General features: G+C 45.5%; 11 protein-coding genes. 9 read left to right on the forward strand and 2 right to left on the reverse strand.

What is annotated here, in order from left to right; genetic code table 11:
• Positions 1 to 191: 191 nt before the first annotated feature.
• Together fadJ and fadI are read right to left on the reverse strand one after the other, a co-directional pair.
• The gene (gene fadJ, locus AC27KT_RS00835; RefSeq protein ID WP_487126598.1) at positions 192 to 2,333 is read right to left on the reverse strand and encodes a fatty acid oxidation complex subunit alpha FadJ; all 2,142 of its coding nucleotides are present in this window, start codon (positions 2,331 to 2,333) and stop codon (positions 192 to 194) included.
• Positions 2,334 to 2,352: 19 nt separating this feature from the next.
• Positions 2,353 to 3,663 (reverse strand): acetyl-CoA C-acyltransferase FadI, encoded by a 1,311-nt coding sequence (gene fadI, locus AC27KT_RS00840; RefSeq protein WP_014948809.1) that lies wholly within the window; start codon positions 3,661 to 3,663, stop codon positions 2,353 to 2,355.
• A 440-nt stretch (positions 3,664 to 4,103) separates the two neighbouring features.
• Between fadI and AC27KT_RS00845 the strand changes: the two genes are divergently transcribed.
• From AC27KT_RS00845 to AC27KT_RS00885, 9 genes are all read left to right on the forward strand, one after another.
• The gene (locus AC27KT_RS00845) at positions 4,104 to 5,060 is read left to right on the forward strand and encodes an AAA family ATPase (protein WP_487126600.1); all 957 of its coding nucleotides are present in this window, start codon (positions 4,104 to 4,106) and stop codon (positions 5,058 to 5,060) included.
• Positions 5,061 to 5,063: 3 nt separating this feature from the next.
• Positions 5,064 to 6,038, forward strand: a complete 975-nt coding sequence (locus tag AC27KT_RS00850) for a DUF58 domain-containing protein (RefSeq protein WP_487126602.1) — start codon at positions 5,064 to 5,066, stop codon at positions 6,036 to 6,038.
• Complete coding sequence (locus AC27KT_RS00855) at positions 6,038 to 6,700, forward strand: DUF4381 domain-containing protein (RefSeq protein ID WP_487126604.1); 663 nt, start codon at positions 6,038 to 6,040, stop codon at positions 6,698 to 6,700. The genes AC27KT_RS00850 and AC27KT_RS00855 overlap by 1 nt, the downstream gene beginning before the upstream one ends.
• Positions 6,693 to 7,778 (forward strand): vWA domain-containing protein, encoded by a 1,086-nt coding sequence (locus tag AC27KT_RS00860; RefSeq protein ID WP_487126606.1) that lies wholly within the window; start codon positions 6,693 to 6,695, stop codon positions 7,776 to 7,778. Before AC27KT_RS00855 ends, AC27KT_RS00860 begins: the two co-directional genes overlap by 8 nt.
• Positions 7,778 to 9,832, forward strand: coding sequence for a vWA domain-containing protein (locus AC27KT_RS00865; protein WP_487126608.1), 2,055 nt, complete (start codon positions 7,778 to 7,780; stop codon positions 9,830 to 9,832). The genes AC27KT_RS00860 and AC27KT_RS00865 overlap by 1 nt, the downstream gene beginning before the upstream one ends.
• The gene (locus AC27KT_RS00870) at positions 9,833 to 11,653 is read left to right on the forward strand and encodes a BatD family protein (protein WP_487126610.1); all 1,821 of its coding nucleotides are present in this window, start codon (positions 9,833 to 9,835) and stop codon (positions 11,651 to 11,653) included.
• 213 nt (positions 11,654 to 11,866) lie between these two features.
• Positions 11,867 to 13,720 (forward strand): DUF885 domain-containing protein, encoded by a 1,854-nt coding sequence (locus AC27KT_RS00875; RefSeq protein WP_487126612.1) that lies wholly within the window; start codon positions 11,867 to 11,869, stop codon positions 13,718 to 13,720.
• A gap of 116 nt (positions 13,721 to 13,836) precedes the next feature.
• Positions 13,837 to 14,394: a sigma-70 family RNA polymerase sigma factor gene (locus AC27KT_RS00880; RefSeq protein ID WP_487126614.1), complete on the forward strand. Its 558-nt coding sequence runs from the start codon at positions 13,837 to 13,839 to the stop codon at positions 14,392 to 14,394.
• Positions 14,387 to 15,091, forward strand: a complete 705-nt coding sequence (locus tag AC27KT_RS00885; RefSeq protein ID WP_487126616.1) for a DUF3379 family protein — start codon at positions 14,387 to 14,389, stop codon at positions 15,089 to 15,091. Before AC27KT_RS00880 ends, AC27KT_RS00885 begins: the two co-directional genes overlap by 8 nt.
• Positions 15,092 to 15,117: the final 26 nt, after the last annotated feature.

Genomic DNA, 15,117 nt, shown 5'->3' on the forward strand with positions numbered 1-15,117 from the left:
TAACCTAATTACGTTGGGTTACTTGTCTCCATCAACTATTCAATTTAACTTACTGATAATTGACGCCAACAATTTGACACGTACATTTTTTAACCGCTGGAATTCTACCCAAAATAGAACAATAAACCAGCAAAAATACTCATTAGACATAAAAAAACCGGGCAAAGCCCGGCTTTTAACATTTTATAAACTTAGCTGTAAAATTTTTGATCGTTTTCAGCCATTTTCACTAACACTTCAGCAGGTGCAAATTTATCACCTACAGCAGTAGCATAATGGTTTAAACGAGCAACAACATGTTTAATTCCCAGTGTATCCATATAGCGGAATGGGCCGCCTAAGAATGGAGGGAAGCCAATTCCGAAGATAGCACCAATGTCGCCATCGCGGGCATTGCGGATAACGCCTTCGTCTAAACAGCGTGCCGCTTCATTAAGCATCATTAATACACAGCGTTCCGCTACTTCTTTTTCGCTTAGCTTAGCAGAAGGTGATAGCCCAAGTAATTCGTAGATTGATTCATCCACTTCTTTACCTGGCTTTTTGCCTTCATAGGAATAAAACCCTTTCTGGTTTTTCTTACCCTTTCTGCCGTCTGCAAGTACTTTGTCAAAAGCACTTGGCGCAGTGAAGCGCTCGCCGAAAGCCTCTACAAGGAATGGGATAATCTTAGTACCAACATCAATGCCCACTTCATCAAGTAGTTTCACAGGGCCTACAGGGAAGCCAAACTTAACCAATGACTTATCGATGTGCTCAATAGGCTCACCGTCAAGAATGAGGTTTGCCGCTTCATTCATGTAAGGCGCTAAAATACGGTTTACGTAGAAACCCGCACCGTCTTTAACAACTACGGGCGTTTTACCTTGCTTTTTAGCAAACTCTACCGTAGATGAAATGACTTGGTCAGACGTTTTATCGTGAGCAATAACTTCAGCCAATGGCATTTTGTCTACTGGCGAGAAGTAATGCAGACCAATCACGTTTTCGGGACGTGCTGCTTTAGCTGCAATTTGTGTGATTGGAATAGACGATGTATTAGACGCGAAGATCGTGCTTTCTTTGCAGTTCTCTTCAATATCCGCCACCATTTTTTGCTTAAGGTCGAGGTCTTCAAAAACCGCCTCAACCACGATATCAGCATCTTGATAGCCGCTGTAATCAAGTGTACCAGTGAGTAGCGCTAACTGCTTCTGCATTTCGCTGTTACGCATGAAACGCTTCTTCACCTTTTTGTTTAAGATGTCATAGCTGTACTTCATTGCATTGGCGATACCTTCCGCACGTACGTCTTTAATACGCACAGGTACACCTGCTTTGGTCGACGTTACATAGGCGATACCACCGCCCATTAAACCACCGCCAAGTACGCCTACTTTCTTCATCTTTTCGGGTTTAACACCCTCAACGCCGTTTTCTTTTTTCATTTCTGTTGTTGCGAAGAAAATCTGGCGTAATTGGAAAGATTCCGGCGTCATAACAAGCTTACCAAAGGCTTCAGCTTCGGCTTTAAGCCCCGCTTTCATCCCTTCGTTCATGCCGGTTTCGATGACATCAATAATGTACCCAGGCGCTGGATAATTACCTTTGGTTTTGGCAAACGTCGCTTCCCGCGCTTTTTTGAACATCATGTTTCGGCCTGGGCCGGTCTTCTCTAACATTTTGTCCATTACGCTCTTTTGCGGCGCTTCACGTTCAGGCTTGCGTTTAAGGGCAAACTGCTCGGCCACTTTCAAAAGCACGCTATGCGGCACGACTTCATCTACAATGCCATACTTTTTAGCTTGCTTAGCGCGTGCTGGAGAGCCAGTAAGCATCATTTTCATTGCTTGCTGAATGCCAATTAGGCGAGGAAGACGCTGGGTACCGCCACTGCCTGGCAACAAGCCAAGCTGCACTTCCGGTAGACCTACCTGAGTACTAGGTGAATCGGTACATACACGGTAGTGACACGCTAATGCTAGCTCTAAACCACCGCCTAACGCTGGGCCGTGAATAGCCGCAACGAAGGTAGCCTTCATGTTCTCAATTCTATCGAAAATGGCTTGACCGCCAGCGGCAATCGTTGTGGCGTCTTCAGCGGTTTTGCACGCTGCTAGCATGGTGATATCGGCGCCTGCTACGAATGAGCTTGGCTTGCCACTCGTTAATACTACACCTTTAATGCTGCTGTCACGCTCTATGTCATCAAGCACGGCAGATATCTCATCGCCAAACTCAGCTTTAAGCGTATTCATGCTCTCACCAGGTACGTCCATGCTAAGAATAGCAACGCCATTATCTTGCTTGGTTAACGTAAATGCGCCTGATGTTGGCTGAACTTCATTTGTCATTTCTTGTTCCTGACTCATATTATTCTGTCTCCACGATCATTGCGGCACCAAGTCCACCCGCAGCACATGCAGTAAGAAGACCTGTTCCACCGCCACGGCGATTTAGTTCGTTAAGCATTTGCGTGATCATACGTGTACCGGTTGCGGCAAACGGGTGACCGTAGGCAATTGAACTACCCATTACGTTGAATTTGTCCATATCAATTTCGCCCGTCGCTTTGTCGCGGCCAAGTTTCTCTTTAGCGAACTTGTCACTTGCGAACATCTTAACGTTTGCCAAGGTTTGCGCAGCGAACGCTTCGTGCATTTCAATCAGCGTTAGGTCGTTAAGCGTCATACCTGCGCGATCTAACGCAATAGGTGTCGCGTACGATGGTCCCATTAGCATGTCTTCCCACACGTCGATTGCCGAGAACGCGTAGCTCTTTATATAACCCAGCGGCGTGTAGCCTAGCTCTTTTGCTCGGCTCTCTGTCATCATAAGCACTGCAGAAGCACCGTCAGTAAGCGGTGTAGCGTTTGCCGCGGTTACCGAGCCGTACTTTTTATCGAATACTGGGCGAAGTTTCGCGTAGCCTTCAAGCTTAGAATCGAAACGTACATTGTTATCGCGCTCAAGCGCACCTTTATAAGGTTCAGCATAAGCGGTCATCACTTCGCTAGACAGCTTGCCTGCTTCCCAGCTTTCAGCGGCTAGGCTGTGCGAACGATGTGCAAGCTTGTCTTGCTCTTCACGAGAAATTTGATGTGTTTTCGCCATTTGCTCTGCCGTTTGCCCCATCGACAAACCTGTAGAGTACTCAGCTACAGCAGGAGGTACTGGCGCTAAGTCTTTTAAGCTTAAACGCTTAAAGATATTCAGCTTTTGACCCAAGGTCTTGGTTTTCTGTAAATCTACCAGCGCACGTGCAAGGTTCTTAGACACACCGATAGGTGATACCGATGTTGAGTCTGCACCACCAGCAATACCTACCTGTACCGTGCCTGCCATCATGCTTTCAGCGATGTTAACCGTAGATTGAAAACTCGTCGCACAAGCGCGAGATACGCTGTAAGCATCGGTGTGAATATTCATGCCTGTACCAAGCACGATTTCGCGCGCAATGTTTGGCGCTTCAGGCATTTGCACTACTTGACCGTAGACAACCTGGTCAACCCACTCTTTTTGAACACCATGGCGAACGAGAAGTTCGTTTACGACCATTTTACCTAGATCAACAGCCGGAACACCGTGGAAATATGTAGCCATCTTCGCAAACGGAGTACGCAACCCCGCGACAATGGCGATGCGATCACCCTCTCGGGTAGTAACTGATTGTTTTGTTGCCATAATGCACCTAAATTTATGACCAGCTTCACCTTTTGCTCATTGCTAGCGAAGTGGTCTGACCTGTAATAAACCCGATTTTTACAAACAATGAACAAAATAGCAAATAATGCAGGGGTAAGCGCAATATAAATGAAACTAAAGTTTGCACCGTTCGTGAAGTTCGCCTGCAAATTTGCCTGCTAAAATTTTTCAAATTAAAGAAAGCACGTTTTGCATCACACCACATATCGCATTTTTATTACTGTTTGACGACTTGAAGAAAGATAGAATGAACCTTATATGGAAATGAAAGTCTGTTTTGTGTCATTGTGACGGGCTAAAGCTATCTAATTAATATGTAATTTACTTTTTAGCTAAGCGATCACTTTATAAGAGATTTATAAACCTATCGTTCCGATGACACTTTCTGATAACGAGAACTCAAACGGAAATTTTGCATTATGGCAGCAGCGCAATTTCAACAGTTACACGCTTATTTAGACCAGCAGATAATTGGTCAGCATGCGTTAACCAAAAGCCTTCTTATCGCTCTTTTGGCCGACGGCCACCTTCTGGTAGAAGGTCCTCCTGGGCTTGCAAAAACACGCGCAATCAATGCACTTGCTAATGGTATTGACGGCGACTTTCATCGCGTACAATTTACCCCAGACCTTTTGCCTGCCGACTTAACCGGTACAGACATCTACCGCCCTGAAACTGGTGAGTTTGTTTTTCAAAAAGGGCCGCTCTTTCATAACTTAGTGCTAGCCGATGAAATCAACCGCGCACCCGCAAAAGTGCAATCGGCCCTGCTTGAGGCCATGGCGGAACGTCAAATTACGGTAGGCAGTAAAACCTACCCTCTTCCTCCGCTATTTTTAGTAATGGCAACGCAAAACCCGCTAGAACAGGAAGGAACTTATCCACTACCTGAGGCACAGCTAGACCGATTCTTAATGCACGTGGACATCGATTATCCTGGCGCCGAGACAGAATTAGAAATATTGCGTTTAACCCGAGGTGAAGCCCTCTCAGAACCGCCTGTTACCCCACCAACGCTAACTCAAGACGATATTTTTACGTCGCGTAGAGAAGCGTTGTCTTTGTATATGGCGCCTGAGTTAGAACAGTATTTAGTTCAATTGATTATGGCCACACGTCAGCCTGCAAATTTTGACGCTGAATTAGGCCAGTGGATAGCGATGGGAACAAGCCCACGAGCAACCATCAGCTTAGATCGCTGTGCACGCGCTCACGCTTGGCTTAGCGGCAGAGACTTTGTTGGTCCTGATGATATTCAAGCTGTGGTTCACAATGTGCTTCGCCACCGCATTATTCTTTCATATCAAGCCGAGGCTGAAGGCGTAACGATTAACGACGTACTTGATAAGATTGTTGCAACTGTCGCAGTTCCTTAAGCTATGGTGAATGTACAAGCGCAGCTAAATAAGCTGCAAAGTAACGGGGTCTCGCTGTCTACCGCAGAGTTATTACGCTACCAGCAGTTAGCTAAGCTGTTTAGTTTGGCGCCTAAACGTATGCCACAAGCTAAACTTGCTGGAAGTTATCTCACCAAGCATAAAGGCCGAGGCATGGAGTTTGATGAGGCCCGTCACTATCAGCCCGGTGATGATATTCGCGCTATTGATTGGCGCGTAACTGCGCGCACGGGTAAAACTCACACTAAAGTGTATCGGGAAGAACGTGAGCGCCCGGTTTTTCTATTCTGTGACTACCTACCTTCAATGGCATTTGGCACGCAGCTGCTTACTAAAGCGGTGCAGGCAGCGCACGTATCTTCATTGATTAGCTGGTCTGCTGCCGCTCGTGGCGATAAGGTCGGAGCACTGGTATTTAACCAGCAACAGCACAAGGAAATTAAACCGCTTACCCGCAAAAAAGCCGTGTTGCACGTGTGCCATGAACTTATGGCATTGCACGAACAGAGCGCGCAATCTAAGCCGGACAAAGTCAAAGACGAACAAGCTTTTGCCGATGCGTGCGCTAGGGCAAGACGATTAGCAAGGCCGGGGAGCCTGGTTTATCTCGTGTCAGACTTTCAGCATTTAAGTACCCAAGCTATTCAACACTTAAGTCACTTAACACGACACTGTGAAGTGAGGGCTATCGTAATTAACGATCCAATAGAACACGCCTTGCCACAAACCAGTTCATTACAAACCGTCAGCGTTTCTGATGGCCAAAACCAACAACGCTGGGTGTTAGGCGACAATACCGAGCAACAGCACTATCAAAAATGGCGCAGTGAACACAACAGCGTGATTTATAGCACCTTGCGCAAAAACAATATCGCTCGATTTAGTGTTTCAGCGGGCCTTCCTTTAGACGAACAGCTTCAAAGTATGCAACAAGAACAAAGGTTGGAGCTTAATTAATGCAAAGCAGTATTTTTTCAACCCATTTTTTACCAAACTTTCTATCTAGTTACACAAAATCAGCTGCTCAATCGATGCCGCCGGCAAATCAAATACCAGTGCCCCCTCAGCAGCAAGACCCACTAGCTCAACTGCGCGATATACACGTACCTACAGAGGTCAACATTTGGCCATTAGATTGGGGTTGGTGGGTCGCTATCGCAGTAGTCTTAATTGCTCTATTTTGCCTATATAAAGCTATCACTGCCCACCTACGTCACAACAAGGCGCGTAAGCAAGCTTTAGCCTTACTTGAATCGATTTCGGCACAACAAAGCAATTGGCCCGTGGCGTTAAACTCAATTCTAAAACGCACGGCTATGAGCTATTACCCAACTCAGCAAGTAGCTGGGTTATACGGTAAACAGTGGCAAGCGTTCTTAACCTCTGCATTGAGAAGTAGTGATAGCAAACTTGAAAGTGATTTAGGTTTGTTAGTAAGCAATGTTTATCAAGCCACCCCCAACCCTAGTGATTTTGAAACCTGCAAAGGGGCAGTAAAAAACTGGCTTTCAAAAGCCAGACTGCCTAAAAACAAGGGGGCTTACGGCGGTGTGAATGAAGGCGGTCTAAACGATGGCAACCCTCATAATAAACCAGCCAAGGAGCCGCATCATGCTTAATTTTGCTTGGTGGTGGGTCTTTTTTGTACTTCCCTTGCCTATTATCGTACGCCTGCTTTCTAAAAAAGCACAAGACATGCCCATGGCTGCACTGCGGGTTCCAAGTTTGCGACCTGGCGATGTGTCAGAGCAAACCCAATTGAAACAAACCAGAATACCGCTAGTGGTAAGTAGCTTGATATGGCTGCTGCTAGTAACGGCTGCCGCGCGCCCTCAATGGTTAGGAGAGCCTGTTAGCATACCAAACGAAGGTCGAGAAATGATGTTAGCAGTAGACTTATCGGGCAGTATGAAGATAGATGATATGCAGCTAAATGGCCGACAAGTTAACCGTTTAACAATGACTAAGTCGGTGGTTTATGACTTTATTCAGCGTCGCGTGGGCGACAGAATTGGCCTTATTTTATTTGCCGATACCGCGTACGTTCAAGCGCCGCTTACCTATGACAGAGATACTGTTTCTACACTTCTGAGTGAAGCTGTCATTGGGTTGGTTGGCGAACAGACGGCCATAGGCGATGCGATAGGTTTAGCAGTGAAACGCTTTGACGAACGGGAAGAGTCTAATAACGTGTTAATTCTTCTTACCGATGGGCAAAATACTGCAGGGAATATTACACCCGAGCAGGCGAAAGAGTTGGCAATTAGTAAGGGTGTGAAGGTTTACACAATTGGTGTGGGCGCAGATAAAATGCTGATCCAAAGCTTTTTCGGTAGCCGACAAATAAACCCGTCGCAAGAACTTGATGAAGGCATGTTAACTGACATTGCAACTAGCACTGGCGGCCAATATTTTAGGGCTCGAAATGCCCAGGAACTTCAGGCTATTTATCAACAACTTGACGCGCTTGAGCCTATTGAAGGTGAAACGCGCAAGATGCGTCCATTGAGCGCACTATTTTACTATCCCCTTGGTGCTGCGATATTACTGTCAGCACTATGGGCTTTTGTGACGGTACTTGTATCAACATTTCGTTGGTTTGCACAAAGACGCATTAATTTGTCCGCGCAACACTCGAACACCGCTGATGCAATACAAGCAACTCAAGCAGCGCAAACAAATAGGGAGACGAAGTAATGGAATTCGACTTCTTAAACCAATTTCATTTTTTACGCCCCGAATGGTTTATCGCGCTCGCACCCTTGATGCTGCTTGTGTTTTTAATTAGAAAAACCACAGCTAAGCAATCTGGCTGGCAATCTGTGATCCCTTCTCACTTATATCAATATATGGTGATTGGAAAAACCGAAATGGGCGCAAAACCTCCAATGTGGATGCTTGCTCTTGTTTGGATTATAAGTGTGATAGCACTCGCTGGCCCAACGTGGGAGCGTCTGCCGCAACCGGTTTACCAGTTAAAAATGGGACACGTTATAGTCATAGATATGTCGCTTTCAATGCGCGCTACCGATATGATGCCAGACAGGCTTACTCGCGCTAAATATAAAGCGATAGACCTAGTCAACGCTATTGGTGAAGGTGAAATGGGCTTAGTTGCTTACGCTGGCGATGCGTTTGTCATTAGCCCCTTAACCGAAGACGCAGGAAATATCACAACCCTAATCCCAAGCCTGTCACCGGAAATTATGCCCGTGCCAGGCAGCGACCCACTCCTAGGCATAGAGAGTGCGTCAGAGCTTCTCACGAATGCCGGATATAACTCAGGCATGATCTACTGGATTACTGACGGAATAGAGTTAGAACAACAACAAGAGCTTCAGGAGTATGTGGCTTCTATTCCTTTTACAGTAAATGCACTTACCGTTGGGACATCTGAAGGCGCGCCTATCCGCCAGCAAAGCGGCGAGCTATTAAAAGACTTCACCGGCAGCATCGTTATACCCAAGTTAAACGAAGGCGCAGTGAAAGGCGTGGTTAAAACGAGCGGCGGACGCTTTGAATCCTTTACATCAAACGACACCGACATTGATGCCCTTGCCTCGGTATCTCTACTAGATAAAAGCGACAGCGAAGAGAACGAAGAAGAGAGTAATTTGCAAGGAGACCAGTGGAAAGAAGTTGGCCCTTACTTGCTGCTTATACTTCTACCGTTTGCCGCCTTTGCATTCAAACGCGGGTTAGTTTTCATCGTGTTGGTGGGTTTACTTAGCCCCTCTATGATTAAAAACGCCCATGCTCTGCAACGTGCCCAAGCCTCAGAAATTGCTGGCACGTCACAAGGCATAGGCGCACCAGAAGATACTCTAGAGATGGCAAATAAACCTGATTCACTTTCATGGTGGCAAACGCCATTTATGAATGACAACCAGGAAGCATTGAACAGTTACCAAAGAGGCAAGTACAAAGACGCAGTTAATCAGTTTAATGACGACACCTGGAAAGCATCATCACTTTATAAATCAGGTGACTACGAAGGTGCATTAAATGCCTTCAAGAACATTCCTGGCCCCGAGAGTCTTTACAATCAAGGCAATGCACTGGCAAAACTCGGTAAGCTTGAAGACGCTATTAAGAAATATGATCAGGCGTTAAGCGAAGCACCCGATTTCGACGATGCAAAAACCAACAAAAAGATTGTCGAGGATTTGCTGAAACAGCAGCAACAGCAGAATCAGGAGCAAAACCAGAACGAAAATGGCGATGACGGCGAACAGAGTGACTCGCAGGATAATGGCCAAGATAGCTCTGATAACTCTGACAGCTCTGATAACTCTGATAACAACAAGCAATCAGGGGAGCAGAACAATCAGGAAGGTTCAAACGCGCAGAATGGTCAGCAAGACAATAATGAGGGTCAACAGTCTGATCAAAGCCAAGCTAACGATGAACAGCAAAGTGGCGGAGATAACTCACAACAGCCTGATGATTCCGAGATGAACAGTCAGAACGAGTCATCAGACTCTCAGCAGCAAAATGCAGAACAGGAAGAGTCTGATCAAGGTAACAGCGCGCAAGCACAAGAAAACGAACAACAAGCAGAGCAGGAAGCACAGGCTATGCAAGGTCAAGAAACCGAGCTTACCGACGCAGAAAAAGAAGAGTTGCAGCGAATGGAGAGTTTAATGCGCCGCGTGCCAGACGATCCTGCATTCTTACTAAAACGAAAAATGCAATTAGAAGCACAAAAACGTCAGCGTCAACGTATGCCTTCAAACCGGAGTGATTGGTAGATGAGAGCCTTATTACAATCTACACGTATAGTTTTTTTATTTACCCTACTTGTAAATGCGGTGGCTTATGCCGATATAAATTCGCTGGAAGCCACCATTGATAGAAACCCTGTCATGTTGGATGAAGCGATTCGCTTAACGGTTACTGCAGACGGCAGCGCGGACAGAGATGCATTCGACAGCTCTCCCCTGCTTAAAGATTTTGTTGTCGGCAGAACATCGGTAAGTAGCCAAACCTCAATCGTCAATTTCGACACCAAGCGCACCACCGTTTGGACCACTACGTTATTTCCCCGAAAGGAAGGCACGTTCACCATTCCTCCATTAACCATTGAAGGAAAATCAACCAAGCCTATTCAAGTTAAAGTAATACCAGTTCAAGAACAAAGTAACGTGGCAAGGGACTATTTTGTTACCACGGATATCGACTTGAAAGAGGCCTATCTAAATCAACAGCTGCTTTATACGGTTAAGCTGTTTCTTTCTAGCAATATTGAGCGCGGCAGTCTACAAGCGCCAGAAATGCAAAATGCGGAAATTACCCAGTTAGGTGAAGACAAACAGTATACCGATATAGTAAACGGTAAACGGTATCAAATTATTGAGCGTCAATTTGCTGTTGTGCCTCAAGCATCCGGTGAATTCACACTAAGAGGCCCTATCTTCACTGGCGAAGTAATGGCAGCCAATACTAACCAACGTTTTGGCTTCTTTAACCGTACCCAGCAAATCAATCGGGTTGGGCCCGACATTACGGTAAACATTAAGCCCATTCCTCAGGGGATAGATTACCCTTGGTTGCCTTCTGAAATGGTGCGAGTGGATGAAGAATGGCCACAAGGTGATAGTTTTGTAGCAGGTGAACCAGTCACCCGTATTGTTACGCTAACCGCATTGGGCGTAGTAGAAGAGCAGCTTCCTGATATTCCTGAGTTTTATCCGCCAAACTTTAAGCTGTATCCAGATCAATCAAACACAACGACAGTTGAAAAAGACCAGAGCTTAATTTCACAGCGCCAAACCTCGCTGGCAATTATTCCTACGCAGCCGGGTAACTTTGTCTTACCTGAAATTACTATCCCTTGGTTTAATACGCTTACTCAGCAAACTGAGTATGCCACTATACCCGCTCGTTCAATTAAGGTAGCGCCAGCGTCTGGCGCAAATAATGCCAATACTCCGAATATGCTAAACACTCCATCAGCCAGTAGTGCAAGCAATGAAGATATTAAAAATGATATACCGTCAGCTACAACACAGCCTAACGCTAGTGCTAGCAGTGGGGATAATCCATTAGACAGCGCTTCAGGTGGAGTCGATACTGACGAAAATACCCAGCTTAATTGGATGGTAACTGGTGCACTATTTGCGCTGTTCGTTATTGCGCTTGCGGGATGGATATTTACTTACAGAAAGCTTAAGCAGTTTCAGATGACGGGGCCTGGGACCACTAACAAAACCGGTTCTGCACAGCGCTTCCACTCTTATGCTCAGTGGGATGAAAAAGTACAATTCCAAAACCTAATGTCAGTAATAAAGGCAAAAGACACAAGCTCACTTACGCCCGTGCTTAAACAGTGGATAACCGCATTAACTTCGGGTAAAGCGCAACTTTCGCAGTTTGAAGGAATCAACGCTAGTGTTAATGAGCTCTATGCACTGCGCTTTTCAGCCAATAAAGCTGACGCTAACACCCAATCTAAACAGGTCATGAAAGCTTTAGATACACTTTCAAATGAAGTTAAGCTTGCCCGCAGCGCGTGGAAGCAAAAAAGTGAAGGGAACAATAACACGCTATCTGCCTTATATCCTGCTTCATAAAACGCATTTCATTTGCTAATACACTAGAATTTGCGTAATGAAAGCCCTTGCAACTAGCTAAATCACGGTGGCAAGGGCTCCGTAACAGAAATGTTTGCGTTCGAGAAACAGTCGAGCCTTTGAGCCTTTGAGCCTTATTGTCCTCTTTAAGACTTATTAACCTTAGAAGCTTTAGCTTATAAAAATAATCAATTAAACGCGACGGGGAATACAATGAAGAAAACACTATTAAAGCTAACGCCGATAGCGTTGGCCATTACAACGTTAACCGCTTGCTCTCCAGCAAGCGAAACATCTAACACAGCGCCAGAACCTATTAAAACGGAACAGCCCGCTGGACAGTCTGAATCTGAGCGCCTGAATGCGTTTTTTGAACGTACTTTTGAAGAGGATCTTAAGCGCTCTCCACTGTTCCAAAGTTACCTCGGTAAAAAGTGGGACTACGATAAATGGGATGACATCAGTGATGAAGAAGCCGATGCCCGCGTTGCCATTGTTAAAAATCGTCTTGAAAAGCTTAATAGTTTCGACACGACAAAGTTAAGTGAACAAGAAAAGTTAAGCTTACGCCTTTATAAACTGGGCATTGAGCGCGATCTGGCTAACGATGAATTTAGGCATCACCGCTATATAGTGCATCAGTTCCGTGCCGCACATACGCAAGTGCCTAGCTTCCTTATCAACATTCACAGTGTAAAGAGTAAAGAAGATGCTCAGGCCTACATTGGACGACTAGACAATGTACGTACATACTTTGATCAAGTTATCGAACAAATGAAAGTTCGCGAAAAAGTCGGCGTATTCCCACCCGCATGGGCTTATGATCAAATGATTGATGCGTCAAAAAATGTGATAACTGGCGCGCCGTTTGATTCAAGCGAAACACCGTCTACTATTTGGGAAGATTTTCAAAACAAGGTAAACAACCTTGATATTACAGAGGCTGAAAAAACCACGCTATTAGGAGAGGCAAAAGCCGCGTTAGTTACTTCGGTCATGCCATCTTACGAGAAGTTCATCGAAGAGTTAGCTCATCAAAGAGAAGTAACGCCTGAAGGCGACGGCGTGTGGCGCTTACCCAATGGAGATAAGTGGTATCAAAATCGTCTGAACTGGTTTACCACCACTGACCTTTCCGCTGATGAAGTTCACCAAATTGGCGTAGAGAACGTAGAACGCATACACAACGCAATGCGTGATATTATGAAACAGGTGAAATTTGAAGGCACCCTTCAAGAATTTTTTGTCTTTATGCGTGAAGATGATCAATTCTATCTGCCTTCAACCGATGAAGGTAGACAGCAATATCTTGATATGGCGAAAACCGCCATAGACGACATGCGAGAGGCGATTCCTGAATACTTTGGTATTCTTCCAGAAGCCCCAATGATTGTTAAACGTGTTGAAGCGTTCCGCGAACAGTCTGCGGGCAAGGCGTTTTACCAAAGTCCTGCGCAAGACGGCAGCCGCCCCGGTATCTATTACGCCAACCTTTATGATATGAAAGCTATGCCGACTTACCAGTTAGAGGCGCTGGCGTATCACGAGGGCATCCCAGGTCACCACATGCAGCGCGCTATTGCACAAGAATTAGAGGGAGTGCCTCAGTTTCAGAAGTTCTTGAGCTTTACCGCATACACGGAAGGCTGGGGCCTTTATACCGAAGAACTTGCAAAAGATATGGGCTTTTATGAAGATCCGTATTCTGATTTCGGTCGCCTAGCTATGGAACTTTGGCGCGCTTGCAGACTTGTTGTTGATACGGGTATTCACGCGAAGAAATGGTCCCGTGAAGAAGCGGTAAACTATCTAATAGAGAACACCCCAAACCCTGAATATGACGCGCAAAAAGCCATTGAACGCTATATTGCCATGCCAGGACAAGCCACTGCCTATATGATTGGCAAACTAAAAATCATGGAGCTTAGAGCGCATGCTCAAACTGAGCTTGGTGATAAGTTTGATTGGAAAGGTTTCCATGATGAAGTGCTTAAGTATGGTCCCGTACCACTTTCAATTTTAGAAGAAAATATTAACGCTTGGATTGCTGCTCAAAAAGGTGCTTAGCATTCCTTAATAGGTGCTCTGATCACTGAAAATAAGATGAAAACGCGTCTTTCGGATAACGAAATGGCGCGTTTTTTATGCCATAGTGAAAAAAACTTAAGTTTTTGGATTTTTTTATGTTTGGGCGAAATAAATCTGACAGTGGTCAGGTCTTATCGAATATGAAAGCAAAACACCAAAGATATGAAGCACTGGTAAAGGCATTCCACGCCGACATTTACCGCTATGCATTCTGGCTTATAAAAGACCAGAGCATTGCTGAGGATGTCGTACAGGAAACATTTCTTCGTGCTTGGCGCTCTTTAGACGCCCTAAATGATGAAAAGGCGGCAAAGTCTTGGTTAATAACCATTCTTCGCCGTGAGAATGCCCGTCGGTTTGAACGAAAGCAATTCGACACGGTAGATATAGACGATTGCCATATTCAAGATGACACACAGCATGCTGATGGGGACTTGAAAGATAGAGAGCTTCAGCGACTATTAGGTGGATTGAGTGTTGAGTATCGTGAACCCTTAATACTCCAATTGATTTTCGGTTTTAGTGGCGAAGAGATCGCCAATCAGTTAGGGCTTAACAAGAACACGGTAATGACTCGCCTTTTCAGGGCGAGGAATCAGCTAAAAGAGGCATTAGAGAAGCAAAATGAACAGAGAGGTCGTGTAAATGGATGAGTTAGAATTTAGGCGTCGAATCTACGCCGATCCAGAAACGACTGACAGTGATGTTGTAGAAGCGGCAAAAGCGGATGAAAGCAAACGCAGTTTCTGGAATGAACAAAAGCAGTTAGATAAGCAATTAAAGCAAGCTTTAAAAATCGATGTGCCAGAAGACCTTGCTAGCAAGCTCATTTGGCAACAGTCGACTGACGAGTTCAATCGCTACAAACGCCGGAGTCGTTGGTATTTGGCGATGGCCGCATCTGTTGCTTTCACTGTAGGTATCGGACTTACCATGTGGTACCACCAACCGCTTAGTATTGGCGGGCAAGCACTTGCCCACATGCAGTATGCCGAAATGGAGAGTGCCCACTCGCTGCTTCCTGCAGACTTAGATATGGTAAATGCAAAACTGGCAAGCTTTGGCGGTAGCTTTAGTGAGATGCTTGATGGTGTTGAAGTGGTGAACTATTGTCACTTAAGTACAGTGAGAAGCCTGCACCTTATTGTGAATACGCCACAAGGGAAAATGTCTGTATTCGTAGTACCTGAGCGTGGAGATATCTCAGTACCCAGCGAGTTTGCTGACGGTCAATTTCATGGAGAGAGCATAAAGATGAATCATGCGAATGTGATGATTGTTGGCGATAAAAACGCTGATTTAAGCGAAATGAAAAAAGCGGTCTCTGAAAGGATTCAATTTTCAGCCTAACGGAAGACGCCCCCCCCTTTCCAAAA

It is taken from the genome of Alteromonas sp. 5NW40-0090 (genome assembly GCF_057552975.1).

Bases quoted from the DNA above. Each gene is read 5' to 3' on its own strand.
- AC27KT_RS00875 (WP_487126612.1), top strand. From the start codon at position 11,867: ATGAAGAAAACACTATTAAAGCTAACGCCGATAGCGTTGGCCATTACA.
- fadJ (WP_487126598.1), bottom strand. From the start codon at position 2,333: ATGACAAATGAAGTTCAGCCAACATCAGGCGCATTTACGTTAACCAAG.
- fadI (WP_014948809.1), bottom strand. From the start codon at position 3,663: ATGGCAACAAAACAATCAGTTACTACCCGAGAGGGTGATCGCATCGCC.
- AC27KT_RS00855 (WP_487126604.1), top strand. From the start codon at position 6,038: ATGCAAAGCAGTATTTTTTCAACCCATTTTTTACCAAACTTTCTATCT.
- AC27KT_RS00850 (WP_487126602.1), top strand. From the start codon at position 5,064: ATGGTGAATGTACAAGCGCAGCTAAATAAGCTGCAAAGTAACGGGGTC.
- AC27KT_RS00880 (WP_487126614.1), top strand. From the start codon at position 13,837: ATGTTTGGGCGAAATAAATCTGACAGTGGTCAGGTCTTATCGAATATG.
- AC27KT_RS00845 (WP_487126600.1), top strand. From the start codon at position 4,104: ATGGCAGCAGCGCAATTTCAACAGTTACACGCTTATTTAGACCAGCAG.
- AC27KT_RS00870 (WP_487126610.1), top strand. From the start codon at position 9,833: ATGAGAGCCTTATTACAATCTACACGTATAGTTTTTTTATTTACCCTA.
- AC27KT_RS00865 (WP_487126608.1), top strand. From the start codon at position 7,778: ATGGAATTCGACTTCTTAAACCAATTTCATTTTTTACGCCCCGAATGG.
- AC27KT_RS00885 (WP_487126616.1), top strand. From the start codon at position 14,387: ATGGATGAGTTAGAATTTAGGCGTCGAATCTACGCCGATCCAGAAACG.
- AC27KT_RS00860 (WP_487126606.1), top strand. From the start codon at position 6,693: ATGCTTAATTTTGCTTGGTGGTGGGTCTTTTTTGTACTTCCCTTGCCT.